The sequence below is a fragment of the Kribbella sp. NPDC058693 genome, assembly GCF_042715335.1.
GTDB lineage: Bacteria > Actinomycetota > Actinomycetes > Propionibacteriales > Kribbellaceae > Kribbella > Kribbella jiaozuonensis.
In genome coordinates this window covers 1,394,944-1,418,531 of record NZ_JBHXSQ010000004.1, presented here as the reverse complement: position 1 = coordinate 1,418,531, position 23,588 = coordinate 1,394,944, and the positions used below count along the sequence as shown (strand labels likewise).

The 23,588-nt window shown below is 67.3% G+C and carries 23 protein-coding genes; 10 read left to right on the top strand and 13 right to left on the bottom strand.

All coding sequences use genetic code 11. From position 1 onward, the window contains the following. Positions 1-323 precede the first annotated feature (323 nt). Positions 324-794 (bottom strand): nuclear transport factor 2 family protein, encoded by a 471-nt coding sequence (locus ACFWUU_RS33255; RefSeq protein WP_137252566.1) that lies wholly within the window; start codon positions 792-794, stop codon positions 324-326. Positions 795-1,630: 836 nt separating this feature from the next. Here ACFWUU_RS33255 and ACFWUU_RS33250 point away from each other — a divergent pair. Genes ACFWUU_RS33250 through ACFWUU_RS33235 form a run of 4 tightly spaced genes read left to right on the top strand, consistent with a single transcriptional unit; the run spans position 1,631 to position 5,322 of the window. Next, the gene (locus tag ACFWUU_RS33250) at positions 1,631-1,927 is read left to right on the top strand and encodes a metal-sensitive transcriptional regulator (protein WP_137252565.1); all 297 of its coding nucleotides are present in this window, start codon (positions 1,631-1,633) and stop codon (positions 1,925-1,927) included. Between the two features lie 20 nt (positions 1,928-1,947). Beyond that, positions 1,948-2,166: a heavy-metal-associated domain-containing protein gene (locus ACFWUU_RS33245; RefSeq protein WP_380181445.1), complete on the top strand. Its 219-nt coding sequence runs from the start codon at positions 1,948-1,950 to the stop codon at positions 2,164-2,166. Then, a complete protein-coding gene (locus tag ACFWUU_RS33240) occupies positions 2,163-3,125 on the top strand; it encodes a hypothetical protein (RefSeq protein WP_380181443.1) in 963 nt (320 codons plus the stop codon). The genes ACFWUU_RS33245 and ACFWUU_RS33240 overlap by 4 nt, the downstream gene beginning before the upstream one ends. Further along, the gene (locus ACFWUU_RS33235; protein WP_380181441.1) at positions 3,106-5,322 is read left to right on the top strand and encodes a heavy metal translocating P-type ATPase; all 2,217 of its coding nucleotides are present in this window, start codon (positions 3,106-3,108) and stop codon (positions 5,320-5,322) included. Before ACFWUU_RS33240 ends, ACFWUU_RS33235 begins: the two co-directional genes overlap by 20 nt. Here ACFWUU_RS33235 and ACFWUU_RS33230 read toward each other — a convergent pair. The 5 genes from ACFWUU_RS33230 to ACFWUU_RS33210 all read right to left on the bottom strand — a co-directional run bounded on the left by ACFWUU_RS33230 (position 5,315) and on the right by ACFWUU_RS33210 (position 11,303). Further along, complete coding sequence (locus ACFWUU_RS33230; RefSeq protein ID WP_380181438.1) at positions 5,315-6,856, bottom strand: glycoside hydrolase family 13 protein; 1,542 nt, start codon at positions 6,854-6,856, stop codon at positions 5,315-5,317. The two genes, ACFWUU_RS33235 and ACFWUU_RS33230, sit on opposite strands and share 8 nt — an antisense overlap. A 9-nt stretch (positions 6,857-6,865) precedes the next feature. Continuing rightward, the gene (locus ACFWUU_RS33225; RefSeq protein ID WP_137252560.1) at positions 6,866-7,735 is read right to left on the bottom strand and encodes a carbohydrate ABC transporter permease; all 870 of its coding nucleotides are present in this window, start codon (positions 7,733-7,735) and stop codon (positions 6,866-6,868) included. After that, positions 7,732-8,517 carry a carbohydrate ABC transporter permease gene (locus ACFWUU_RS33220; RefSeq protein WP_380181436.1) on the bottom strand — a complete coding sequence of 262 codons (786 nt, stop codon included), beginning with the start codon at positions 8,515-8,517 and terminating at the stop codon, positions 7,732-7,734. Before ACFWUU_RS33220 ends, ACFWUU_RS33225 begins: the two co-directional genes overlap by 4 nt. Before the next feature lie 251 nt (positions 8,518-8,768). Beyond that, on the bottom strand, positions 8,769-10,136 hold the full coding sequence (locus ACFWUU_RS33215) for an ABC transporter substrate-binding protein (protein WP_137252559.1): 1,368 nt from the start codon (positions 10,134-10,136) through the stop codon (positions 8,769-8,771). Positions 10,137-10,310: 174 nt separating this feature from the next. Next, complete coding sequence (locus ACFWUU_RS33210; RefSeq protein ID WP_137252558.1) at positions 10,311-11,303, bottom strand: LacI family DNA-binding transcriptional regulator; 993 nt, start codon at positions 11,301-11,303, stop codon at positions 10,311-10,313. Positions 11,304-11,370: 67 nt separating this feature from the next. Between ACFWUU_RS33210 and ACFWUU_RS33205 the strand changes: the two genes are divergently transcribed. Beyond that, a complete protein-coding gene (locus ACFWUU_RS33205; protein ID WP_233714660.1) occupies positions 11,371-12,618 on the top strand; it encodes a DUF4032 domain-containing protein in 1,248 nt (415 codons plus the stop codon). A 594-nt stretch (positions 12,619-13,212) separates the two neighbouring features. Here ACFWUU_RS33205 and ACFWUU_RS33200 read toward each other — a convergent pair. After that, a complete protein-coding gene (locus ACFWUU_RS33200) occupies positions 13,213-13,614 on the bottom strand; it encodes a type II toxin-antitoxin system VapC family toxin (protein WP_137252556.1) in 402 nt (133 codons plus the stop codon). Beyond that, the gene (locus ACFWUU_RS33195; protein WP_380181434.1) at positions 13,614-13,886 is read right to left on the bottom strand and encodes a type II toxin-antitoxin system Phd/YefM family antitoxin; all 273 of its coding nucleotides are present in this window, start codon (positions 13,884-13,886) and stop codon (positions 13,614-13,616) included. The genes ACFWUU_RS33200 and ACFWUU_RS33195 overlap by 1 nt, the downstream gene beginning before the upstream one ends. A 118-nt stretch (positions 13,887-14,004) precedes the next feature. Between ACFWUU_RS33195 and dgoD the strand changes: the two genes are divergently transcribed. Continuing rightward, a complete protein-coding gene (gene dgoD, locus ACFWUU_RS33190) occupies positions 14,005-15,150 on the top strand; it encodes a galactonate dehydratase (protein ID WP_380181432.1) in 1,146 nt (381 codons plus the stop codon). 1 nt (position 15,151) lies between these two features. Here the strand turns inward: dgoD and ACFWUU_RS33185 are convergent, their stop codons facing one another. The 3 genes from ACFWUU_RS33185 to ACFWUU_RS33175 are packed head-to-tail and all read right to left on the bottom strand — an operon-like array spanning position 15,152 to position 17,517. Next, on the bottom strand, positions 15,152-15,604 hold the full coding sequence (locus ACFWUU_RS33185; protein ID WP_380181430.1) for an NUDIX domain-containing protein: 453 nt from the start codon (positions 15,602-15,604) through the stop codon (positions 15,152-15,154). Next, positions 15,601-16,368 (bottom strand): SDR family NAD(P)-dependent oxidoreductase, encoded by a 768-nt coding sequence (locus ACFWUU_RS33180; RefSeq protein ID WP_380181428.1) that lies wholly within the window; start codon positions 16,366-16,368, stop codon positions 15,601-15,603. Before ACFWUU_RS33180 ends, ACFWUU_RS33185 begins: the two co-directional genes overlap by 4 nt. Further along, on the bottom strand, positions 16,369-17,517 hold the full coding sequence (locus ACFWUU_RS33175; protein WP_380181426.1) for an acyl-CoA dehydrogenase family protein: 1,149 nt from the start codon (positions 17,515-17,517) through the stop codon (positions 16,369-16,371). An 87-nt stretch (positions 17,518-17,604) separates the two neighbouring features. Here ACFWUU_RS33175 and ACFWUU_RS33170 point away from each other — a divergent pair, with 87 nt between their 5' ends. From ACFWUU_RS33170 to ACFWUU_RS33160, 3 genes are all read left to right on the top strand, one after another. Next, positions 17,605-18,189 (top strand): TetR/AcrR family transcriptional regulator, encoded by a 585-nt coding sequence (locus ACFWUU_RS33170; protein WP_131460575.1) that lies wholly within the window; start codon positions 17,605-17,607, stop codon positions 18,187-18,189. Between the two features lie 84 nt (positions 18,190-18,273). Next, positions 18,274-19,152, top strand: a complete 879-nt coding sequence (locus tag ACFWUU_RS33165; RefSeq protein WP_380181424.1) for a S1 family peptidase — start codon at positions 18,274-18,276, stop codon at positions 19,150-19,152. A gap of 132 nt (positions 19,153-19,284) precedes the next feature. After that, entirely contained in the window at positions 19,285-20,163 is an 879-nt protein-coding gene (locus ACFWUU_RS33160; protein WP_137254096.1) for a S1 family peptidase, read from the top strand. 55 nt (positions 20,164-20,218) lie between these two features. On the opposite strand, the gene rlmB is transcribed toward ACFWUU_RS33160, so the two are convergent. Further along, positions 20,219-21,184, bottom strand: coding sequence for a 23S rRNA (guanosine(2251)-2'-O)-methyltransferase RlmB (gene rlmB, locus ACFWUU_RS33155; protein WP_380181422.1), 966 nt, complete (start codon positions 21,182-21,184; stop codon positions 20,219-20,221). Position 21,185: 1 nt separating this feature from the next. Then, entirely contained in the window at positions 21,186-22,613 is a 1,428-nt protein-coding gene (gene cysS, locus ACFWUU_RS33150) for a cysteine--tRNA ligase (protein WP_380181420.1), read from the bottom strand. Positions 22,614-22,746: 133 nt separating this feature from the next. On the opposite strand from cysS, the gene ACFWUU_RS33145 reads away from it, so the two are divergent. Beyond that, a complete protein-coding gene (locus ACFWUU_RS33145; RefSeq protein ID WP_137252548.1) occupies positions 22,747-23,577 on the top strand; it encodes a lysozyme in 831 nt (276 codons plus the stop codon). The last annotated feature ends 11 nt before the right edge of the window (positions 23,578-23,588 follow it).

The following is a 23,588-nucleotide window of genomic DNA, read 5'->3' as shown; positions in this document are numbered from 1 at the left end:
CCTCCGCCCGCTCCCACCCACACTCCGGCTGCCGCCGACATCTGCCCTCTCGCCGGGGTGACTGCTAGGTGTATCTGGTTCGTCGGGTCGGACGTGGTGGGTGGTGGAGGTGGCCGCCGCCCGGCATAGAGCTCTGAACGCGCGAAACCCGGCTCACCAACCGTCCGGAAGGCTGCCGGGTTCACTTCCCAAGGGCTATTGCCCTGGGCTACAGCAGTTCTATACCCACTTGGCAGTGCTAGGCGTCGTCGGCGCCGCATTCCAGCTTGGCGATGTAGTGGCCTGTGATCGGGTACCGGTCGCAGGGCAACTGGGCTCAGTGGTTAGAGGCCCAGTTCGGTGAGGCCGGGGTGGTCGTCTGGGCGGGGGCCTGGGGCGTCCCAGTGGAAGAGGCGGTCGGACTCCGCGATCACCTGGTCGTTGATGCTGGCACGCCGGACCCGCATCAGGCCGTTCTCGTCGAACTCCCAGTTCTCGTTGCCGTGCGAGCGGTACCACTGGCCGGCCGCATCGTGCGACTCGTAGACGAACCGGACGGCGATGCGGTCGTCGGTGAACGCCCACAGCTCCTTGATCAGCCGGTAGTCCAGTTCACGCGCCCACTTCTGGGTCAGGAACTCAACGACCTCGGCCCGCCCGTTCACGAAGACGTCGCGGTTCCGCCAGTACGTGTCCGGCGTGTAGGCAAGCGACACCGCCTCCGGATCCTGCTTGTTCCACGCGTTCTCGGCGGCACGGACCTTCTGGATCGCCGTCTCCCGCGTAAACGGGGGCAGTGGCGGACGAGCGTTCACACCCAGCTCCTTCATTGGCCGACAGGTCGGTTCAATCTTGGATCAGATCTCCCAGATACGCGATCACAGTTGGCCGACGGTCCAGCCACTGAACACGACCCTCGGACTGCAGCTGCCGCTCACCAAGCCCCCTCGCCGCCACCGCGCACGCCTCCCCCGGCGGTGCACATCCGCCAGGTACCCGCCGTCGAGCGAGCGGGCCCGGCCACCCCCCCGCCACGCTCGTCACGACGAACCAGTCCCACCAAGCACTCACCCGGCGATAAGCCGGCAAATGTCGGCGGCAGCCGACGGGTGGGTGGGAGCGGGCGGAGCAGGCGCGCTGAGGAGCACCGCGACGAAGGAAGCGCCTGCGCAGCCCGCGTGGGACAGACCACCTCCACCATCCACCACGCCCGACCCCGACGAGCCAGTCCCACCAAGCACTCACCCGGCGATAAGCCGGCAATGTCGGCGGTAGCCGACGGGCGGGCGGGAGCGGGCGAAGCAGACGCGCTGAGGAGCGAAGCGACGAAGAAAGCGACTGCGCAGCCCGCGTGGGACAGACCACCTCCACCTCCACCACGCCCGACCCCGACGAAGCAGTCCCACCAAGCAGTCACCCCGGCGATAGCCGGCAAATGTCGGCGGCAGCCGACGGGTGGGCGGGAGCGGGCGAAGCAGGCGCGCTGAGGAGCATCGCGACGAAGAAAGCGCCTGCGCAGCACGCGTGGGACAGATCACCAGTCACAAACAAATACCCCCTCCCCGTATCAATCCACGACTTGCATTCGATACCCGCAGGGGGTACTTTCGTGCTGTCGACATACCCCCGAGGGGTAGCTGAGGAGTTTGAGATGACCGACGACCACGTACACGGTTACACCGCTGAGAAGACCAGCCACCTGAAGCGGCTGCGGCGGATCGAGGGGCAGATTCGCGGTCTGCAGCGGATGGTCGAGGAGGACAAGTACTGCATCGACATCCTGACCCAGGTGTCGGCGGCCACGAAGGCGTTGCAGTCGTTCTCGCTCGAGCTGCTCGACGAGCACCTCTCGCACTGCGTGGTCGAGGCCGCGCAGAAGGGTGGTCCGGAGGCCGAGGAGAAGGTTCGCGAGGCCTCCGACGCGATCGCCCGTCTGGTTCGTAGCTAATCACCGAAGGAGCAACTCATATGACCACCACCACGTACTCGGTTTCCGGCATGACCTGCGCGCACTGCACCTCTGCAGTGACCGAGGAGCTCAGCAAGCTCGTCGGTGTGCAGGGCGTGACGATCGACCTCGTCGCGGGCGGCACCTCCGCGGTGCACGTGACGAGTGAGTCCGCGCTCGACGAGTCCGCCGTACGTGAGGCTGTCGACGAGGCGGGTTACGAACTGGCGGCCTCGTGAGCCGGGCCGCCGCGCTCCGGCTCGGCGCGTTCGCCGGTGCGTTGGCGCTCGCCTTCGGGGCGGCGTACGGCATCGGCACCGCGGTCGACCCGATCGCGGCGGCCGACACACCTTCGCAGTCGCAGGAGATGGGCATGGGCGACATGGGCGGGCACGACGCCGGCGGGCAACTGCCGGGGCTCGCGGTGTCCGATGCGGGGTACACGTTCAGCCCGGCGACGACGTTCTTCACCGCCGGCACGAAGACCGCTCTGCGTTTCACGATCACGGGCCCGGACGGCAAGCCGGTCACGCGGTACACGAAGACGCACGAGAAGGACCTGCATCTGATCGTCGTACGGCGGGACCTGTCCGGCTTCCACCACGTGCACCCGACGCTGGCCGCGGACGGGACGTGGAGCATCCCGTTCACGTTCACCGCCGGCGGGACGTGGCGGATGTACGCCGACTTCCAGCCGGCCGGCCTCGACAAGAACATCACGCTCGGCACGGACGTCAACGTCTCCGGTCTGTACATCCCGGTCCCGCTCAACGACCCCGCCGCCGTCACCAGCATCCACGGGTACGACGTGACGCTCGCCGGCACGCCGGCCGCGGGTAAGGAATCGCAACTCACGTTCAAGATCACCAAGAACGGCAAGCCGGTCACCGACCTGCAACCGTACCTGGGCGCCTTCGGTCACCTGGTCTCGCTGCGCAGCGGCGACCTGGCCTACCTGCACAACCACCCGGCGCAGCACGCCGAGCCGGGAATGAAGGGCGGGCCGTCGATCGACTTCATGACGACCTTCCCGACCGCGGGGACGTACAGCCTGTTCCTGGACTTCCAGCACGCCGGCGCCGTACACACCGCGGAGTTCACGGTGAAGGTCAGCTCGACCGGTACGACGATCGCCCCGCCAACCGCCGTACCGAATCACGAGGAGGAGGCACACGAGCATGAGCAACCAGTCCGTTGAACTCATCATCGGTGGGATGACGTGCGCCTCCTGCGCCGCCCGGGTCGAGAAGAAGCTGAACCGGATGGACGGCGTCACGGCGACCGTCAACTACGCCACCGAGAAGGCAAAGGTGACGTACCCCGAGGGCGTCTCGACCGACGATCTGGTCGCGACCGTCGAGAAGACCGGCTACACCGCGGCCCTCCCGACGCCGGCCGTGTCGACGGAGGCCGACGAGCCCGATGAGCTGAAACCCCTGCGCGAGCGGCTGATCGCGAGCATCGTGCTGACGATTCCGGTGGTCGCGTTCGGGATGATCCCGGCGCTGCAGTTCGACTCGTGGCAGTGGGTGTCGCTGACACTGGCGTTCCCGGTGGTGACATGGGCGGCATGGCCGTTCCACAAGGCCGCCTGGACGAACCTTCGGCACGCCGCCACGACGATGGACACGCTGATCTCGCTCGGCGTGGTGAGTTCGTTCCTCTGGTCGCTGTACGCACTGTTCCTCGGCAGCGCGGGTGAGCCAGGCATAAAGATGCCGTTCACGCTGATCCCGTCCCGCGGCAGCGGCGCCGAGGAGATCTACCTCGAGGTGGCGACCGCCGTCACCACGTTCATCCTGGCCGGCCGGTACTTCGAGGCGCGGGCCAAGCGTCGCTCGGGTGCGGCCTTGCGCGCGCTGCTCGAGCTCGGCGCGAAGGACGTCGCCGTACTGCGGAACGGTACGGAGACCCGGATCCCGGCCGACCGGCTGGTCGCGGGTGACGAGTTCGTCGTACGGCCGGGCGAGAAGATCGCGACCGACGGCGTGATCGTGACGGGGAGCAGCGCGGTCGACGCGTCGATGCTGACCGGTGAATCCGTGCCGGTCGAGGTCGGAGCGGGTGACGCGGTCGTTGGTGCGACCGTCAATGCCGGCGGGCGGCTCGTCGTACGCGCGACTCGGGTCGGCGCGGATACGCAGCTCGCGCAGATGGCGCAGCTGGTGGAGGACGCGCAGAACGGGAAGGCCGAGGTACAACGCCTTGCCGACAAGGTGTCCGGGATCTTCGTGCCGATCGTGATTGGTCTCGCGCTCGCGACGCTCGGCTTCTGGCTGGGGAACGGTTCGCCGGCAGAGGTCGCGTTCACGGCGGCAGTCGCCGTACTGATCATCGCCTGCCCGTGTGCGCTGGGCCTGGCCACGCCGACCGCGCTGATGGTCGGGACCGGCCGGGGCGCGCAGCTGGGCATCCTGATCAAGGGGCCGGAGGTGCTGGAGTCCACGCGCCGGGTCGACACCGTCGTACTGGACAAGACGGGCACCGTGACCACGGGCCGGATGGAGCTGGTCGACGTACTGCTGGCTCCCGGTCAAGACCGCGCTGATGTACTGCGGTTGGCCGGCGCGCTCGAGCACTCGAGCGAACACCCGATCGCGCAGGCCGTCGCCCGCGCTGCATCAGCCGCTGGGAAGCTGCCCGAGGTCGAGGACTTCGGGAACGTCGAAGGTCTCGGGGTGCAAGGGATCGTCGACGGGCACGCCGTACTCGTCGGGCGCACGCGCTTGCTGGAGGAGTGGAGCCAGCACCTGCCGTCCGAGCTCGCCCACGCGAAGGAGCACGCCGAGGCCGAGGGCAGTACGGCGGTTGCCGTCGGCTGGGACGGGGTTGCGCGCGCCGTGCTGGTTGTTGCGGACACCGTGAAACCGACGTCGGTGCAGGCGATCCGGGAACTGCGGGAGCTCGGCCTTCGGCCCGTGCTGCTGACCGGCGACAACGAAGCGGTCGCGTCGAAGGTCGCCGGCGAGGTCGGCATCGACGAGGTGATCGCCGAGGTACTGCCGGCCGGCAAGGTCGACGCGATCAAGAAGCTGCAGGACGAGGGTCGCGTGGTCGCGATGATCGGTGACGGCGTCAACGACGCGGCGGCCCTGGCCCAGGCCGACCTCGGCCTGAGCATGGGCACCGGCACCGATGTGGCGATCGAGGCAAGCGACCTGACGCTGGTGCGCGGCGATCTGCGGGCGGCCGTGGACGCCATTCGGCTGTCCCGCAGTACGTTGCGCACGATCAAGGGCAACTTGTTCTGGGCTTTCGCCTACAACGTGCTGGCCCTGCCGCTCGCCGCCGCCGGCTTGTTGAACCCGATGCTGGCCGGGGCCGCGATGGCCTTCAGCTCGGTGTTCGTCGTGTCCAACAGCCTGCGGTTGCGCCGGTTCCGTTCGCTCACCTGATCCAGGCGGTCGCGTCGCTCGGAAGGTTGCCGTCGTCGAGGGGAATGCTGGTCAACAGCACCTCCTCGTACGCCGGCAACTCGATCGGCGCGCTCGTCAGGTTGACGACGCAGGTCAGATTCTCGCGCCGGAAGACAAGTACGTCGGCGGCCGACTCCAACCAGGTCAGCGTCCCGTCGCCGAGCAGCTCGCGACGCAGCCGCAGTCCGGTGCGGTACAGAGCCAGCATCGAGTTCTGGTCGCCGTGCTGGGACTCGACCGTCAGGTTCTTCCAGTCCGCCGGCTGCGGCAGCCACGGCGTACCGGAACCGAAGCCGAACGGCGGCTCCTTCCCCGACCACGGTAGGGGCACTCGGCAACCATCTCGCCCGCGGTCGGCGCCGCCCGACCGGGCGAAGATCGGGTCTTGCAACAGCTCGTCCGGCAGGTCCTCTACCTCGGGCAACCCGAGCTCTTCGCCCTGGTAGACATAGAGACTGCCGGGCAGCGCCATCGCGAGAAGAGCGGCTGCGCGTGCCCTGCGCTCCCCCAGCACCAGGTCGGTCTGCATCCCGTGCTTGCGATCCTGGTGCGAGAACGACGTGTCCGGACGGCCGTACTTCGTCACCGGCCGCGTCACGTCGTGATTCGACAGGACCCACGTCGGCGGCGCACCGATCGGCACGTGCGTCGACAGGGTCAGGTCGATGGATGCTTTCAGCTCTTCGGCTTCCCAAGGGCGGGACAGGAAGTCGAAGTTGAACGCGGTCTGCATCTCGTCGGGCCGCAGGTACAGCGCGAAGCGTTCCTGGTCGGGCATCCACATCTCGCCGACGAGGAAGCGTCCGTCGTACTGATCGGTGATGTGCCGCCAACCGCGATAGACCTCGTGGACTTCGTCGTGGTCGGTGTACGACTCCTCGACGCTGTCCAGGTCCTTGAACAGTACGGCGGCACTGTCGATCCGGATCCCGTCGACGCCGCGGTCCAGCCAGAACCTGAGGATGTCGTGGAACTCCTCGACGACCTCGGGGTTGCGCCAGTTGAAGTCGGGCTGCTCGGGAGCGAACAGGTGCAGGTACCACTCGCCGTCCTCGACCTGGGTCCAGGCCGGGCCGTTGAAGATCGACTGCCAATCGTTGGGCGGGCCATCGTTCCGGCCGGGGCGGAACAGGAACCGCTCGCGCTCGGGCGAACCCGGGCCGGCGCGGAGGGCCTCGACGAACCAGTCCTGCTGGTCGGAGCCATGGTTCGGCACGATGTCGATGATCGTCCGGATGTTCAGCGCATGCGCCTCCGCGATATACGCCTCGGCCTCCGCCAACGTCCCAAATGCCGGGTCGATCGCCCGATAGTCGGCCACGTCGTACCCACCATCGGCCATCGGCGACGGGTACCAGGGGTTCAGCCAGATCGCATCTACGCCAAGCTCGGCAAGGTACGGCAACTTCGCCCGCAACCCGGCCAGATCCCCGATCCCGTCACCGTTGCCATCGGCAAAGCTCCGCAGATAGACCTGGTAGATCGCGGCTCCACGCCACCATTCGTCGGCCATAAAATCTCCTTAACCCTTGAGGCTTCCGGCTGTGAGGCCCGCCATGATGCTGCGCTGGAAAATGAAGAAGACGATGATCGTGGGCAGGCTGGCGATCACCAGGGAGGCGATCAGGACGTTCTGCGGCATCTGGGCGGACAGCGACGCAATGCCCACGCTGATCGACATCTTGTCCGTCTCCGGCAACACCAGCAGCGGCCAGACGAAGTCCTTCCAGACCGTCACGACCGACAGGATCGACACGACACCGATGATCGGGCGCGACACCGGCAGCACGATCGACCACAGGATCCTGCCGGGTGACGCACCGTCGATCTCCGCGGCCTCCAGTAACTCCCGTGGAATCGAGTCGAAGAACCGCTTCAGCAGGAACACGAAGAACCCGTTCGCAGCCGCCGGCAACCAGATCGCCCACGGCGTGTTCAGCAGGTTGGCATGGAAGATCGGCAGGTCCTTCGCCACCAGGTACGTCGGCAGCAACAGGACCATCGGCGGGATCATCAGCGTCGCCAGCATCGCGCCGAGCACCAGCTTGCCGAAGATCGGCCGCAGCTTCGACAACGCGTACGCCGCACTCACGTCGATCGCGAGCGTGAACAGCCACGCGCCACCGGCGTACAGGACGGTGTTCTTCAGGAAGACTCCCAGCTGGAGCTGCTCCCACGCATCGACGTACACGTGCAGGTCGAGGTGTTTCGGGAAGAAGCTGGGCGGGATCTGCGCGAGCTCGTCGGGTGACTTGAGCGCGCCGGTCACCATCCAGTAGAGCGGGAACACGAACGCGCCGGTGAACCCGACCACCGTCACGGTCAGGATCGTCCAGTAGATCACCCGGCCGCGCGGAGTACGGAGTGCGAGCGGTGAGACCAAGGTCCTCATCGGGCGTCCTCCTCGCGCGAGACACGCAGGTAGACCGTGGAGAAGATCAGCAGCACGATCATCAACATCAGACCGAGGGCGGAGCCGCCGCCGAAGTCACCGAAGTTGAAGGCGTACTGGTACATCAGGTAGGCGACCGTCACGGTCGCGTTCTCGGGGCCGCCGCCGGTCAGCAAGTACGGCTCGATGAAGACCTGCATGGTCGCGACGATCTGCAGGAGCAGCATGACCAGCAGGATCAGCTTGGTCTGCGGGACCGTCACGTGCCAGACGCGGCGGAACAGGCCGGCGCCGTCGAGCTCCGCGGACTCGTACAGATCGCCCGGGATGCTCTGCAGCGCGGCCAGGTAGATCAAGGTGCCGGTGCCGAGGTTCATCCAGGTCGACACGATCACGAGGCTGATGAGCGCCGTACTCGTCGAGTCCAGCCAGCTCAACGGCGGGATGTTGACCACGCCGAGCGCCTGGTTGAACAGGCCCGCGCCCGGATCGTAGAACCACTTGAACAGCAGTACGGCGACCGCCGGCGGGAGCATCACCGGCAGGTAGACGACGAACCGCAGGTACGCCTTCGCGTGCTTCAACTCGTTGAGCACCACGGCGAGCACGAACGGCACGGCGTACCCGATCACCAGCGCCAGCCCGCTGAACGCCGCCGTGTTCAACCACGCGGACCGGAACGCCGGGTCCGCGATCACCGTCCGGAAGTTGTCGAACCCGACCCAGACCCCAGGATCCACGAAGTTGTTCTGCTGAAAGCTCAGCACAACCTCGCGCACCATCGGGTACCAAGAAAACAAGGCGAAACAGATCAATGCCCCACACAGGAACCCGTACGCCGTGAGGTTCCGCCCGAACGCCCTCCGAAAAGCTCCCGCGCCGTCCGGCATCGGAGGTTCGTCCGACCCGACCACCGGTCGGCTCTCCGACCCCCAACCCACTCGCAGTTCCTCGGCGGCCTCGGCCGCTCCCCGACCACCCGCCGCCCCCGCAGAGCGGGGACGGCGGGTGTTTGTTGTGGTGTCGTCGACCATCAGGCGTTCTTCGCGAGGATCTTGTTCGCCTTGCTCTCCGCGTCGCTCAGGAGCTTGTTGATGTCAGCGTCCTTACGGGTGAGGACGGCGGACATCGCGACATCGAGAACGGCGTACAGCTCTTGCGCCTTCGGCGGTTCGAGCTTGTTGGTGATGTTGCCCTGGGCAGCGACGTACGGCGCGAAGTTGTCGACCGGGACCGTCGCGTACTGCTTGCGCAAGGCAGTGATCTCGTTGCCGGGGGCAGTGGTTCCGTACAGGTCCGGGATCGGCAGGCCGACCGGGCGGCCCTGCTCCTTCGAGCGTGCGTAGTCGAACTGCCCCTTGCCCGGCGTGAGCTCGTGGAACTCGAGCCACAGCAGACCGGCCTTGATCTTCTCCGGCGACGCCTTCGGGTTGAACATGTACCCGTCGCCACCGCTCAGCGACGACTTCCCGTCCGACTCCGGTACGGCGGTGACGCCGTAGTCGTCGAACTTGCCCTTGAAGTCGTTGTTGACCGACTGCACGACATCGGGCGCACCGACCATCATCCCGAGCTTGCCGCCGCCCATCATCCGCATCAGGTCCTCCCACTGGAGCAACTGCTTCGTGCCCATGGAGTTGTCGTCCCAACGCATCTTCTTCAGGTTCTCCAGCACCGCCTTACCCTCGTCGCTGTTGAACGCGGCGGTCTTCCCGTCGTCGCTCACCATCGACCCGCCCCGCGCGTACAGCTCGGCGGCGAAGTGCCATCCACCGGTGTTGCCGGCGGAGTACTCGCCATACCCGACGTACCCCGGGCCGAGCGCCGCGATCTTCTTCGCAGCGTCGCGGACCTCTTCCCACGTCTTCGGCGGGTTCGCCGGGTCCAGACCGGCCTGCGTGAACAGCTTCCGGTTGTAGACCAGGCCCATGTTGTAGTTGTTCCGCGGCAGGCCGTACGTCTTGTCGCCGTCCTTGAACACGCCCATCACGTCCGGGCGCAGGTCCTTCACCGCGTTGACGCTGCCGACGTACTGGCTGATGTCGGCGGCCTGCTTCTTCTCGATGATCTTCCGGACGTCGGTGTAGTAGACGTAGAAGAGATCCTCCTGCGTCCCGCCCGCCAGCTTCGCCTGGAACGTGTCGGGGTTGATGCAGGGGAACGCGTCCTTGCCCTGGACGGTGATGTTCGGATGCGCTTTCTGGAACGTGGCGACGTCCGCCTCCCAGGCCTGACGCTCCTTCGGATTGCTCTTCGGCGGCTCGCAGCCGACCGTGATCGTGACCGGCCCATCGGCGGCGTCCGCAGCCGGTTTGTTCGCGTCCCCCGACCCGCAGGACGCGGCCACCAGCCCGAGTCCCGCAACCAGCAGCAGGCTGAGCCCGCGGCGCGTTGTCGTCATTTCCACCCTCTCCCTCGGATCGTGTGGACACCGTAGGGAACTGGACGCATGATCGCAATACTTCGATCTGAGATTGCAAAATCGTGACTTCGCGTGGGAGATTACCCGCTAGAGGACATACGACAGCAGCCGCCGACCAGAGCGGTCAGCGGCTGCTGGGGTACTGCGTTATGCCTAGATGCGGGCCCGGGCGGTCGAGGCGCGGACGACAAGCTCCGGCTCGAAGAGCAGCTCGTCGGCGGGTACGACGGCGCGCTCGATCAGTGCGACCAGCATGTCGACCGCGGCGCGGCCCATGGCGTCGATCGGCTGGCGGACGGTGGTGAGCGGCGGGTCGGTGCAGTTCATCATCGCGGAGTCGTCGTACCCGATCACCGACACCTCGCCCGGGACGCTCAGGCCGGCTCGCCGTACGGCGCGGATCGCACCGAGCGCGAGGATGTCGCTGGCACAGACGATGCCGGTGACGCCGGAGTTCACCAGCCGGGTCGCGGCCGCGTGCCCGCCCTCGAGCGAGAACATCGTGTGCTCGACCAGCTGCGGATCGGCCTCGTCCGCGGCCAGGTACGCCTCTAGCTTGCGGCGCGAAGGGATGTGGTCGCGCGGGCCGAGCACCATCCCGATCCGCTGGTGACCGAGCGCCCGCAGGTGCCCGATCGCCATCTCCGCCGCGACATAGTCGTCCGACGACACCTGCGGGAACCCGAGGTGGTCGACCGCCGCGTTGACCAGGACGGTCGGCAGTTTGCGCTCCTGGATCAGCTCGTAGTGCTGGTGCGGCGCATCGGCCTGAGCGTAGAAACCACCGGCGAACACGACGCCCGACACCTGCTGCTGGAGAAGCAGATCCACGTAGTCGGCCTCGGACACGCCACCGACCGTGCGGGTGCAGAGCAAGGACGTGAAACCTTGCTGCGCGAGCGCGCCGCCGACGACCTCGGCGAACGCGGGGAAGATCGGGTTCTGCAACTCCGGCAGGACCAGACCGACCAGCCGGGCGCGATCACCGCGCAGCTGCGTGGGACGCTCGTACCCGAGGACGTCGAGGGCGGTGAGCACCGCTTCACGGGTCGCCTCGGAGACGCCCGGCTTCCCGTTCAGGACGCGGCTGACGGTGGCCTCGCTGACGCCGACCTTCTTGGCCACCTCTGCAAGTCGTCGAGTCATGGCGCAAACTCTACGCCCAATCACGCAAGAATTTGCAAGCACTTGCGTACCTCGCTGAACCCTCAGGATTCCTGACAGACTGGGAACCGTGCCCCGATTCGTCGCCACCCGCCCGGACACCGGCCTGCTGTCGCTCCCCTGGGACGTCCCGCTGGAGGACTGGCCCGAGGACCAGTTGGTCGCGCTGCCGCGCGGTATCTCGCGGCACGTCGTCCGCTTCGTCCGGGTCAACGGCACGGTGTACGCGATCAAGGAGGTCCTCGAGCACCTGGCGATGCACGAGTACCGCCTGCTCCGCGACCTCGAACGCCTGGAGGCCCCGTCCGTCGAACCCGTCGGCGTCATCACCGACCGGATCGACCGCGACGGCGAGCCGATCGACTCGATCCTGATCACCCGGCACCTGCAGTTCTCCCTGCCGTACCGCGCGCTGTTCTCCAGCACGCTGCGGCCGGACACGGTCAACCGGCTCATCGACGCTTTGGTTGCGTTGATCGTGCGGCTGCACCTGCTCGGGTTCTTCTGGGGCGACTGCTCGCTGTCGAACACACTGTTCCGGCGGGACGCGGGCGCGTTCGCGGCGTACCTGGTGGATGCCGAGACCGGTGAGCTGCACCAGGACATCTCCGACGGGCAGCGGGCGCACGATCTGTACACCGCGGAGATCAACCTGTTCGGCGAACTGCTCGACCTGCAGGAGGGCGGTCTGCTCGACGAGTCGATCGACCCGCAGGAGACGGTCGAGTCGATCCAGAAGCGGTACGAGGCGCTGTGGGCCGAGCTGACCGCGCCGGAGGAGTTCGCCACCGACGAGATGCACCGGCTCGACTCGCGGATCCGGCGGCTGAACGAGCTCGGCTTCGACGTCGCCGAGATCGACATCATCACCGACTGGGACGGCAGCCAGGTCCGCATCCAGCCGAAGGTCGTGGACGCCGGCCACCACTCCCGCCGGCTGCTCCGCCTCACCGGTCTGGACGTCGAAGAGAACCAGGCCCGCCGGCTGCTCAACGACCTGGACGCCTTCGCGGCCGCCACCGACCAGCAGAACGAGGACGAGGAAATCGTCGCCCACCAGTGGCTGACCGAGGTCTTCGAACCGGTCGTCCGCTCGGTCCCCCGCGACCTGAAGCGCAAACTGGAACCCGCCGAGGTCTTCCACGAGGTCCTGGAACACCGCTGGTTCCTCTCCGAACAAGCCGGCCACGAGGTCGACACAATGGAAGCAGCCCGCTCCTACGTGAACGACGTACTGGCCGCCAAACCCGACGAGAAACTGGCCCTCCCAACACCCTCTCTCCCCGAACCGGACTGAGGTTTGCAACGTTCGGCCCTTCCATGACGTGATCAGAGTGGGAGGTACCGGATGGAGACGCCCGACTTCGACGACTGGGTCACACAGCCCGGGGCTGCGCTACTGCGGTTCGCGTACCCCGCCGGGAGACACCGGCCGAGGACGTCGGTAGTGCGGCGACGAGCCCGGACCACTCGGACGCGCAGGCGGAACAGGACGCGGTGTGGGCGCTGCGCGCGACGCTGCCGGCCAAGCAGCGAGCCCGCGACCGTCCCCACCGTGCGCTGGCGAGCCTGCGCACCACCATCGGGGCCGAGGAGGTCAAGGGCTGGTGGACGCATCCGAGAAGCAGATCGCGGACAGCCTGTCCAAGCACGCGGCCGCCGCGCCATCGGACGCCCGCTTGCTGACTGCACACCCGCGCCGCGTCGTACCCCGTCCGGATCACGTCCGACTACTGCACCGTCGACCACACCTTCCCCACCGACGACGGCACCACCCAACGTCGCGCCGACGGCATCACCTTCGACTTGATCCAGCAAGGCATCCACAAGCCCCACCAACCCACCGACCTCTTCGACCCACCCCGCGCCACACCCCACCCACCCGCTGACCTCAGGACATCCCGGGGCTGACGACAGGCAGCCCGATCGCCTTGGCCGATGCCAGCAGACGCCGGTCGTACGTGACGAACGACGTCACGTCATCGCCCAGAATGGCGTCCGCCGTCGCAAGGTGAATCGCGTCGAGAGAACGGATCCACGGATCCTGATAACCGGCGGCAGTCGCACGAACCGTCTCGTCGACGTCATAGACGGAGATCTGCGCAAGCACGGACGGAACCTCGGTGAGCCGCGCCGGTTCGGAGCGCCGGAGAGCACGGGGTAACTCGACCTCGACCAGCGCCGACGAGACGAAGATCCGATCGACCTGCTCGTTGAGCCAGCCGACGAGTTCGTCCGACTCCGTCTCCCTGCGGACGAGCTTCACCAGCGCGGCGGTGTCCAGGTAGATCATCAGTAGCGCTCCTCGTCGCGCATCTGCTCGAGGAGCTCGCCCGCCTCGTCGTCGGTCCTGATCTCGCCCTTCGGTCGCGAGAAGGGTCTGGTCAGCCGAGCGGGCCGGAAACTCCCGGTGGCGAGCAGCCGCGCCGTTGGCGACGACTTGACCGGAACGAGGCGCGCGATGACAACACCGCGCTCGGTGATCTCGATCTCCTCGCCCTGCTTCACCCGCGCCAGCACCCGGGCCGTTTCCTGATTCAGCGTACGGATCGGTACCTCAGCCATGGATCCAGAGTAGTACATATTTGTCTGACACCGCCTTCCCGTTGATCGACCGAGAAAGTACAGCGGTTGCGACACCGTCAGTCGGTTGTCCACAGGGGAAGTTGACTAGGGTTGAAACGTGAAAATTGTGGGGTACGAGACGTTTCTGGTGGCGCCGCGGTGGCAGTTTCTGCGGGTTGATACCGATGAGGGGATCAGTGGCTGGGGGGAGCCGATTGTTGAGGGCCGGGCTGAGGCTGTGCAGGGGGCGGTGGCTGCCTGTATGGAGTACCTGGTCGGGGCGGATCCGTTGCGGATCGAGGAGCACTGGCAGGTGCTGGCCAAGGGTGGGTTCTATCGCGGTGGTGCGGTGCTGTCGAGTGCGCTGGCGGGGATCGATCAGGCGTTGTGGGACATCAAGGGGCGGCATCACGGCGTACCGGTGCATGAGTTGCTCGGCGGGCCGGTGCGGGAGCGGGTTCGGATGTACACGTGGGCGCACGGGGTGGACAACGCTGCGCTTGTTGACGACGCACAGGCGAAGGTCGCCAGCGGGTTCACCGCGGTGAAGATCAATGTGTCCGAGGCGCTGCCGCCGATTCCGGGTGCGGCTGATCTGCGGCGGATGGCGTCGCGGGTCGAGGCGCTGCGGAGTGCGTTGGGTGATGGCGTTGATATCGCGCTGGACTTCCATGGACGGTTGAGTACGGCGGCCACTCGCCAGCTGCTGCCGCTGCTCGAGCCGCTGCTTCCGTTGTTCGTCGAGGAGCCGGTGACGCCGGAGTACTCGCGCGATCTCCGCCGGATCACGGAGTCGACCAGCATTCCGATCGCGACCGGTGAGCGGCTGTTCTCGCGGTGGGACTTCCGGGATGTGCTGACGACCGGGATCGCGGTCGCGCAGCCGGATATCTCCCATGCCGGCGGCGTCTCCGAAGTACGGCGGATCGCGGCGATGGCCGAGGCGTACGACGTGAACGTCGCGCCGCACTGCCCGCTCGGCCCGATCACGCTGGCCGCGAGCCTGCAGATCGACTTCGCGACGCCGAACTTCCTGATCCAGGAACAGAGCCTGGGAATCGAGTACGGCGGCGGCAACGAACTGCTCGACTACTTGGTGGACCCCGGCGTCTTCACGTTCACCGACGGACACGTCGAGCGACCGACCGGTCCCGGGCTCGGGATCGAGGTCAACGAAGAGGTAGTCCGCGAGGCCGCCGCCAACCCGCACCGCTGGCGCTCCCCGATCCTGCGACACGAGGACGGCTCCTTCGCGGAGTGGTGAATCACCCGAGCGCCCTGACCAGCCACCGTGAGAGCGGCGCGTCGCCCAGCTCGTCGAGGTCCGTCAACCAGCGGGCCTCGGCGATCTCCGGTGAGAGCGTGAAGGCGTCGGAGGGCGCGACTGCGGTGAGGATCGTGAGCGTGTCGTGTTTGCCTTCGAGCGTGGTGACGGTCGTGTCGAGCACGGTGAAGGCTGCGGCCGGCAAGGCGATGGCTAGTTCTTCGTGGAGTTCGCGAGCGGCCGCTTCCGCAGGCGTTTCGCGGGTGGGTTTGTAGCCGCCGCCAGGGAGCGCCCAGCGGCGGGTGTCGGCGTACGAGTGGCGGACGGCGAGGAAGCGGCCGTCCGCCTGCCGCACCAAGGCTTTCACGCCGAACGTGGTGGGCTTGCGGATCCGGAACCAGAGTTGGGCGAGCGGTGAGCCCGCCCGTAACAGCAGGGCGCGGATGCGGATCAACGTGGCGGCATCCGTAGGGCGCCGTCTAGGCGGATTACTTCGCCGTTGAGGAGTTGGTTGTCGAGGATGTGGCGGACGAGGGCGGCGTACTCCGATGGCTTGCCGAGGCGGGACGGGTGGGGGACCTGTTGCTCGAGGACTGTGCGGGTTTCCTCGGGGAGGCCGGCGAGCATCGGGGTCTCCATCGTGCCGGGAGCGATTGTGACGACCCGGATGCCCTTGTCTGCAAGGTCTCTCGCCGCGGTGAGGGTGAGGGCAACGATCCCGCCCTTGCTCGACGCGTACGCCGCCTGGCCGACCTGGCCGTCGTACGCCGCGATCGATGCCGTCATCACCACGACGCCGCGATCGCCGTCCTCACCAGGCTCCAGCGCGATCATCCGCTCGGTCGCCAGCCGGAGTACGTTGAACGTCCCGATCAGGTTCACCTCGATCACCTGCCGGAACGTTGCCAGCGGCAACGGACCCTTGCGGCCGACGACCCGGCCCGGCGTCGCGATGCCGGCACAGTTCACCACCACGCGCAGATCACCCAGCCCGGCCGCAGCGTCGAGCGCCGCCGTCACGCCGGCCTCGTCGGTGACATCGGTCGGCGCGAACACGACCCGATCACCCAGCTCGTCCGCAACTGCCTTCCCCGGCGACGACGGCAGGTCCACGATGACGACACCCAGTCCGTCGGCGGCAAGCCGTCGTACCGTCGCCTCTCCGAGCCCCGATCCACCACCGGTGACCAGCGCGACGTCGGACGGGCTGAACTTCATCTAGACGCTCCTCAACACTTCACGGCTGATGACGAGCCGCTGGATCTGGTTGGTGCCTTCGAAGATCTGGGTCACCTTGGCCTCGCGCATGTACCGCTCGGCCGGGAACTCCCGGGTGTAACCGTACCCACCGAGCACCTGCACCGCGTCCGTGGTGACCTTCATCGCCGCGTCCGTGCAGACCAGCTTCGCGATCGCCGCCTCGCGGGTGAACGTCCGCCCGAGATCACGCCGGCGCGCGGCATGCAGGTACGTCGCCCGCCCGGACTCGACCGCCGCGGCCATATCGGCGAGCAGGAACTGCATCCCCTGGAAGTCCGCGATCGCGTGCCCGAACTGCTGACGCTCCTTCGCGTACGACGCAGCCACGTCGAGCGCGGCCTGCGCCAGACCGACCGCACACGCCGCGATCCCCAGCCGGCCGGAGTCCAGCGCGGACAACGCGATCCGCATACCGTCACCCTCCGCGCCGATCAGGTTGCCGGCCGGGATCCGTACGTTGTCGTAGTTGACCAGCGTCGTCGTCGACCCGGTCAGCCCCATCTTCCGCTCCGGCGCCCCGAAGCTCAGCCCTTCGGCCGTGCCCGGCACGTGGAATGCGGAGATCCCGTGCTTCGGGTCGTCCGAGGTCCGCGCGAACGTCGTGTAGAAGTCGGCGTGCGAGCCGTGGCTGATCCACGCCTTCGTCCCGTTCAGGACGTACGAATCCCCGTCCCGGACAGCCCGAGTCGTCAGCGAGCTGATGTCGGAGCCGGCCTGCGGCTCGGACAGCGCGTACGCCCCGAGCAGCTCGCCGCCGACCATGTCCGGCAACAGCCGGGCCTTCTGCTCCTCAGTCCCCAGCGTCGCGACGGCGTAGCTCGTCATCGTGTGCACGGAGACTCCGACGCCGACGGACATCCACGCGGATGCGATCTCCTCGAGCATCTGCAGGTACACCTCGTACGGCTGCTCAGCGCCGCCGTACTGCTCCGGGTAGGGCAGGCCGAGCAGGCCGGCCTTGCCGAGGGTGCGGAACGCGTCCCTCGGAAACGTCTCGCTCTCCTCCGCGCGGGCGGCGTGCGGCGCGAGCTCGTGGTCGCACAGGTCACGGACCAGGGCGAGCAGGTCAATCGATTCGTCGGTCGGCAGGAGTCGGTCGACAGGCATCAGGAACCCCCTCATCAACAGCTGAGGAAATGATACTCCGGACGATACTGGCGCACATAGTTCCGTATCGTTCTATGCTGTCTCGATATGACAACAGTCGTTCCGGGGCGGCGGACCCGCCGTCAGTCCGAGCTCCTCGACCGGCTCCTGTCCCTGTTCCTCGAGCAGGGGTTCAGCCGGTTCACCCTGGACGACCTGGCCGCCGAGCTGCGCTGCAGCAAGACGACCCTCTACGCGCTGGCGCCGAGCAAGGAACAGCTCGCCGTCGAGGTGGTCAAGCACTACTTCAAGAATGCGACTGCGCAGGTGGAGTCCGCGGTCGCGCGGCAGACCCGGCACGACCGGCGGATCGCGGCGTACCTGAACGCGGTCGCGGACGCGCTGCGGCCGGCCAGCCGGACCTTCCTGGACGACGTGGCGACCTTCGCCCCGGCCCGGTCCGTGTACGAGCGGAACACCCGGATCGCCGCCGAGCGGGTCCGGCAGCTGATCGAGGACGGGATCAACCACAAGACGTTCCGGCAGGTCGACATCGCGTTCGCGGCCGAGATGATCGCGCACACCATGCAGGCGATCCAGCGCGGCGACATCGCCCGGCGTACCGGTCTGAACGACGCCGAGGCGTACCGCGAACTCGCCTCGTTCGTCCTGCACTCCCTGCGCCTGGACTGAACCACAGGCCCCTCTAAGGTTGGGGATCGTCCTCTTGCTGCCATCTTGCGCATCAGAGCCGTACGCCCCGGAAGGCTGATGACTATGAAAACCCTGCGACGAACAGCGGCCGTCATGGCGGCTGCCGCGCTCGCCCTGGCCGCCGCCGTACCGGCCAAGGCGGACCCGGTGAAGCCGCCCCGACTGTCCGCCAAAGCGATCACCGAGACCCTGAACGACCAGATCAACACCCCCGGTACGGCGTGGATGACCAAGCCGGACGGCACCGTCGTGGTGTCGTACGACTCCACCGTCACCGGAACGAAGCTGACCAAGCTGACCGGCCTGACCAAGCAGCTGGCCTCGAACATCACGATGGAGAAGCTGCCCGGCAAGCTGCAGAAGTACATCAGCGGCGGCATGGCGACGTTCGGCGGCGAGTACAAGTGCTCGGTCGGCTTCAACGTGCAGCGGCGCGGTAAGTACTACTTCCTCACTGCCGGTCACTGCGGCGTCGCGGCGGCCCGCTGGTACCAGGACCAGAACCACGCGGTCTACACCGGCGCAGTGGTCAACGCCAGCTACCCGTGGAACGACTACTCGCTGGTCGTCTACCGCACCGACATCAAGATGAAGCCCCCGGGCGGCAGCGTGTACCTGTACAACGGGCGCTCGCAGGACATCACCACCGCGATGAACCCGGGCCTCAACCAGTTGGTGTACCGCTCCGGCGCCACCAGCGGCCTGCACAGCGGCCGGGTGACCGGGCTGAACGCGACCGTGAACTACGGCGACGGACGCGTGGCCGGCCTGATCCGCACCAGCGTGTGCGCCGAGCCGGGCGACTCAGGCGGTCCGCTGTTCTACCGCCAGTGGGCGTTCGGTCTGACCTCCGGTGGCTCCGGCGACTGCAAGACCGGTGGAGTGACCTACTTCCAGCCGGTGGTGGAGGCCCTCAACGTGTACGGCGTCTCGATCTACTGAGGCGCAGGTTTCCCCTACTCTCCGGAACCTCTTGAATACTCAGGGAGATTGGGGGTAGGACTGGACACGGTTGAAGTCAAGGACGCCCCGCCCCGAAGGCGTCCTCATCGTGAGGAGGCTGAAACCGTGAACATGTCCCCATTCCGCCGTACCACCGCTCTCCTGGCCGCGGCCGGGCTTGCTGCCGCCGGACTTCTGGCGTCACAAGCCTCGGCTGCGCCGGTCAATCCCGCCACCCTGTCCGCATCCGCGATCACGTCGACGTTGAGCAAGGACGCGACGATCCCGGGTACGGCGTGGCAGACCGACCCGAACGGCCGGATCATCGTGTCGTACGACGACACCGTCACCGGCGCGAAGCTGTCGAAGCTGACCGGTGTGACCAAGCAGTTCGGCGACCGGGTCACGCTGGAGAAGATGTCCGGCAAGCTGACGAAGTACATCGCCGGCGGCGACGCCATCTACGGCGGGCAGTACCGCTGCTCGCTCGGCTTCAACGTCCGCAGCGGCAGCACGTACTACTTCCTGACCGCGGGTCACTGCGGCAACATCGCGTCCAGCTGGTACTCGAACTCCAGCAAGACCACCCTGCTCGGTACGACGTCCGGATCGAGCTTCCCGGGTAACGACTACGCGATCGTCAAGTACAGCACGTCGTACACGAACCACCCCGGCACGGTGGATCTGTACAACGGCACCTCGCAGGACATCACGTCCGCCGGCAACGCCAGTGTTGGCCAGGCGGTCAAGCGCAGCGGTAGCACCACCGGTGTGCACAGCGGCACGGTCCAGGCAGTGAACGCCACGGTGAACTACGCCGAGGGCACCGTCACCGGCCTGATCCGTACCAACGTCTGCGCAGAGGGCGGCGACTCCGGCGGCGCGCTGTTCGCCGGCTCGGTAGCCCTCGGCCTCACCTCCGGCGGCTCCGGCAACTGCTCCTCCGGCGGTACGACGTACTTCCAGCCGGTCACCGAAGCGCTGTCCCGCTACGGCGTCAGCGTCTACTGACCTCTGCACAAGTCAGCGCCCCGGACCTTCGCGGTCCGGGGCGCTGTCGTGTGTTTCAGCCCGCGCGGCGGCGGGAGATCTCGTACAGCGTGACGCCGGCGGCGATGCCGGCGTTCAGTGACTCGGTCGCGGACGTCATCGGGATCGAGACGATCAGGTCGCAGTTCTCGCGGACCAGGCGGGCCAGGCCCTTGCCTTCGGAGCCGATGACCAGGACCACGGGCTCGGTCGCGGCCTCGAAGTCCGGGAGGTCGACGTCGCCGTCCATGTCCAGGCCGATGATCAGCAGACCGGCGTCCTTGTAGGACTTGAGGGCCCGGTTGAGGTTGCCGGCGCGGGCGACCGGGATACGGGCCGCGGCGCCGGCCGACGTCTTCCAGGCAGAGGCGGACATCGACGCCGTACGACGCTCCGGTACGACGACGCCGTGTGCGCCGAACGCGGCCGCTGAACGGGTGATCGCGCCGAGGTTGCGCGGGTCCGTCACGCCGTCGAGCGCGACAATCAGCGGCACCTCGCCCAAGTCGTGAGCCCGGGCCACCAGGTCATCGGGGTGCGCATATTCGTATGGCGGGATCTGCAGCGCGACGCCCTGGTGCGAACCGCCCGCGGTGACGCGGTCAAGTTCCGTCCGCGGCACCTCGAGCACCGAGACACCGGTCTCGACCGCGACCAGCAGCGCCTCACGCAGGCGTGCGTCCCGCTCCGTGCCCTCGGCGACGTGCAGAGCGGAAGCCGGTACGCCGGCTCGCAGCGCCTCGACCACCGGGTTCCGCCCGTACACCCACTCGACGGTCGCGTCGCCGTCCTTGCGCGCCTGGCGCCGCGGAGTGCGCTCCCGCTCCTTGGCGCGTTCGGCTGCCTTCGCCCGCTTGTGTGCGGGGTGCTTGACCCGGTCCACCGCCTTCGGCGTCGGGCCCCTGCCCTCGAGACCGCGACGAACCCGCCCGCCGGACCCGGCCGTCGGGTTCCCCTTCGGCTTCTTCCGGATGGCGCCCTTGCGCTGACTACTGCCTGGCACTTCAGCTTCCTTCGTCTGTTGATGCAAGGGACCATCTCGGCCCTTGCGGGGTGTCCTCGACGACGACGCCGAGCGCCTTCAGCCGGTCACGGACGGCGTCCGCGGCGGCAAAGTCCTTACGTTCGCGGGCGGATTGGCGCTGCTCGAGCAGCGCCTTCACCAGCCCGTCGACAACCTCGGTGAGCTCGTCGCTGCCACCGGTACGGGAGACCCACGGCTCGGCCAGCGGGTCCAGCCCGAGTACACCGAGCATCCCGCGCACCGACGCGAGCGTCTCCCGCAGCAGGACCGAGTCCCCGTCGGCGACCAGCTTGTTGCCGTCCCGCACGGTGTTGTGCAGTACGGCGATCGCCGCCGGCGTACCCAGGTCGTCGTCCATCGCGGTCTCGAACTCCGCGGGCAGCTCGTCCGCCGGCTCGACCCCGCCGGTCACCTCGACCGCCCGGGTAATGAAACCGTCGATCCGCTGGAAGCTCTTCGCGGCCTCGTCGAGCGCCTCGAACGAGAACTCCACCACCGACCGGTAGTGCGACTGCACCAGGTAGTAGCGCAGCTCGATCGGGCGGACCCGCTCGACCACGTTGCGTACGACGGCGCTGTTGCCCATCGACTTCGACATCTTCTCGCCGGCCGTGGTGACGAGGGCGTTGTGCATCCAGAACCGGGCGAACTTCTGCCCGACCGCGGTCGACTGGGCCAGCTCGTTCTCGTGGTGCGGGAAGCGCAGGTCGAGGCCGCCGCCGTGGATGTCGAACTCCTCGCCGAGATACTTGCCTGCCATCGCCGAGCACTCGATGTGCCAGCCCGGGCGGCCGCGTCCCCACGGCGCCGGCCAGGAAGCGGTCCGCGGCGTGGCCTCGGTCCAGCCCTTCCACAGCGCGAAGTCGCGCGGGTCCCGCTTGCCGCGGGGGTCGGCGTCCTCGGCGGCTTCCATGTCGTCGATCTTCTGGTGCGACAAGGCGCCGTACGTCGGCCAGGACTTCACGTCGAAGTACACGTCACCGGATCCGTCCGGGGCGACGTACGCATGCCCGTCCGCGATCAGCTGCTCGATCAGCTCGATCATCTCCGGGATGTGCCCGGTGGCACGCGGCTCGTACGTCGGCGGGCGGCAGCCGAGGACGTCGTACGCCCAGTGCAGCTCGCGCTCGAACTCGTAGGCGTGCGCCCACCACGGGACGCCGCGATCGGCGGACTTGGCGAGGATCTTGTCCTCGATGTCGGTCACGTTCGCGATCACGGTGACTTCGTAGCCGGAGCGCTCGAGCCAACGACGCAGTACGTCGAAGACCACTTCCTTGTAGATGTGCCCGACATGCGGGGCACCCTGCACCGTCAGCCCACAGTGGTAGATCCCGACCTTGCCCGGGTGGACCGGCTCGAAATCTCGCACTGCTGCTGTCGCGGTGTCGTACAAACGAAGTGTCACCGGTCAAGGGTAACGGGAGGTTACCTAGGTAAATAATCACCTGCACCACAGCTTCAAAGGTTGATTCTTTCCGGAGTCGGGTAAGAATGAGTTCCGAGCGCTCTGTCCGCCCCTCATCGCTCTGGAGGAAACCGTGAAGTCCGCCCTTTTCACGGGTGCCGCCGTGACTCTTGGCCTGTTGCTGGCCTCGATCGGCTCCGCCCAAGCAAACGCAGAAAGCACCGGGTCGCACCAGCCGACCCCCCAGGCCCGCCAGCACGGCATCGAGAAAGCCGGCGACGCGTACATGGGCTGGGTGCAGAACACCACCACCAAGAGCGCGGCCCCGGCCGTGATGGCGCCCGCCGCCAGCGTCGAAGGTATCGACGTGTCCAGCCACCAGGGCAACGTCAACTGGGCCGGGCAGTGGAGCGCCGGCAAGCGGTTCGCCTACACGAAGGCGACCGAAGGCAACTACTACACGAACCCGTACTTCGCCCAGCAGTACAACGGTTCCTACAACGTCGGGATGATCCGCGGCGCGTACCACTTCGCCACTCCGAACGACTCCAGCGGCGCCAACCAGGCCACGTACTTCCTGGCCCACGGCGGCGGCTGGTCCAGGGACGGCAGGACGTTGCCCGGCGCACTCGACATCGAGTACAACCCGTACGGCGCCACCTGCTACGGGCTGAGCCAGGCCTCGATGGTCGCCTGGATCCGCGACTTCCTGAACACCTACAAGGCGCGGACCGGCCGCGACCCGGTGATCTACACCAACCTCGACTGGTGGAGCCAGTGCACCGGTAACAGCACCGCGTTCAACTCGACCAACCCGCTCTGGGTGGCCCGGTACGCCTCGGCGCCCGGGACGCTGCCCGGCGGCTGGCCGTTCCACACCATCTGGCAGTACAGCTCGACGCCGATCGACCAGGACCGGTTCAACGGCGACCAGTCCCGGCTGGTGGCTCTCGCCAACGGTTAATTGCATTGCGG

What these genes read in the sequence shown, in the direction of transcription:
- ACFWUU_RS33210 (WP_137252558.1), bottom strand. Translation starts at nt 11,303, where the DNA reads ATGACTCGACGACTTGCAGAGGTGGCCAAGAAGGTCGGCGTCAGCGAG.
- ACFWUU_RS33200 (WP_137252556.1), bottom strand. Translation starts at nt 13,614, where the DNA reads ATGATCTACCTGGACACCGCCGCGCTGGTGAAGCTCGTCCGCAGGGAG.
- ACFWUU_RS33170 (WP_131460575.1), top strand. Translation starts at nt 17,605, where the DNA reads ATGACAACAGTCGTTCCGGGGCGGCGGACCCGCCGTCAGTCCGAGCTC.
- ACFWUU_RS33235 (WP_380181441.1), top strand. Translation starts at nt 3,106, where the DNA reads ATGAGCAACCAGTCCGTTGAACTCATCATCGGTGGGATGACGTGCGCC.
- ACFWUU_RS33195 (WP_380181434.1), bottom strand. Translation starts at nt 13,886, where the DNA reads ATGGCTGAGGTACCGATCCGTACGCTGAATCAGGAAACGGCCCGGGTG.
- ACFWUU_RS33220 (WP_380181436.1), bottom strand. Translation starts at nt 8,517, where the DNA reads ATGGTGCGCGAGGTTGTGCTGAGCTTTCAGCAGAACAACTTCGTGGAT.
- ACFWUU_RS33160 (WP_137254096.1), top strand. Translation starts at nt 19,285, where the DNA reads ATGTCCCCATTCCGCCGTACCACCGCTCTCCTGGCCGCGGCCGGGCTT.
- ACFWUU_RS33250 (WP_137252565.1), top strand. Translation starts at nt 1,631, where the DNA reads ATGACCGACGACCACGTACACGGTTACACCGCTGAGAAGACCAGCCAC.
- ACFWUU_RS33245 (WP_380181445.1), top strand. Translation starts at nt 1,948, where the DNA reads ATGACCACCACCACGTACTCGGTTTCCGGCATGACCTGCGCGCACTGC.
- ACFWUU_RS33180 (WP_380181428.1), bottom strand. Translation starts at nt 16,368, where the DNA reads ATGAAGTTCAGCCCGTCCGACGTCGCGCTGGTCACCGGTGGTGGATCG.
- ACFWUU_RS33175 (WP_380181426.1), bottom strand. Translation starts at nt 17,517, where the DNA reads ATGCCTGTCGACCGACTCCTGCCGACCGACGAATCGATTGACCTGCTC.
- ACFWUU_RS33165 (WP_380181424.1), top strand. Translation starts at nt 18,274, where the DNA reads ATGAAAACCCTGCGACGAACAGCGGCCGTCATGGCGGCTGCCGCGCTC.
- ACFWUU_RS33215 (WP_137252559.1), bottom strand. Translation starts at nt 10,136, where the DNA reads ATGACGACAACGCGCCGCGGGCTCAGCCTGCTGCTGGTTGCGGGACTC.
- ACFWUU_RS33225 (WP_137252560.1), bottom strand. Translation starts at nt 7,735, where the DNA reads ATGAGGACCTTGGTCTCACCGCTCGCACTCCGTACTCCGCGCGGCCGG.
- ACFWUU_RS33230 (WP_380181438.1), bottom strand. Translation starts at nt 6,856, where the DNA reads ATGGCCGACGAATGGTGGCGTGGAGCCGCGATCTACCAGGTCTATCTG.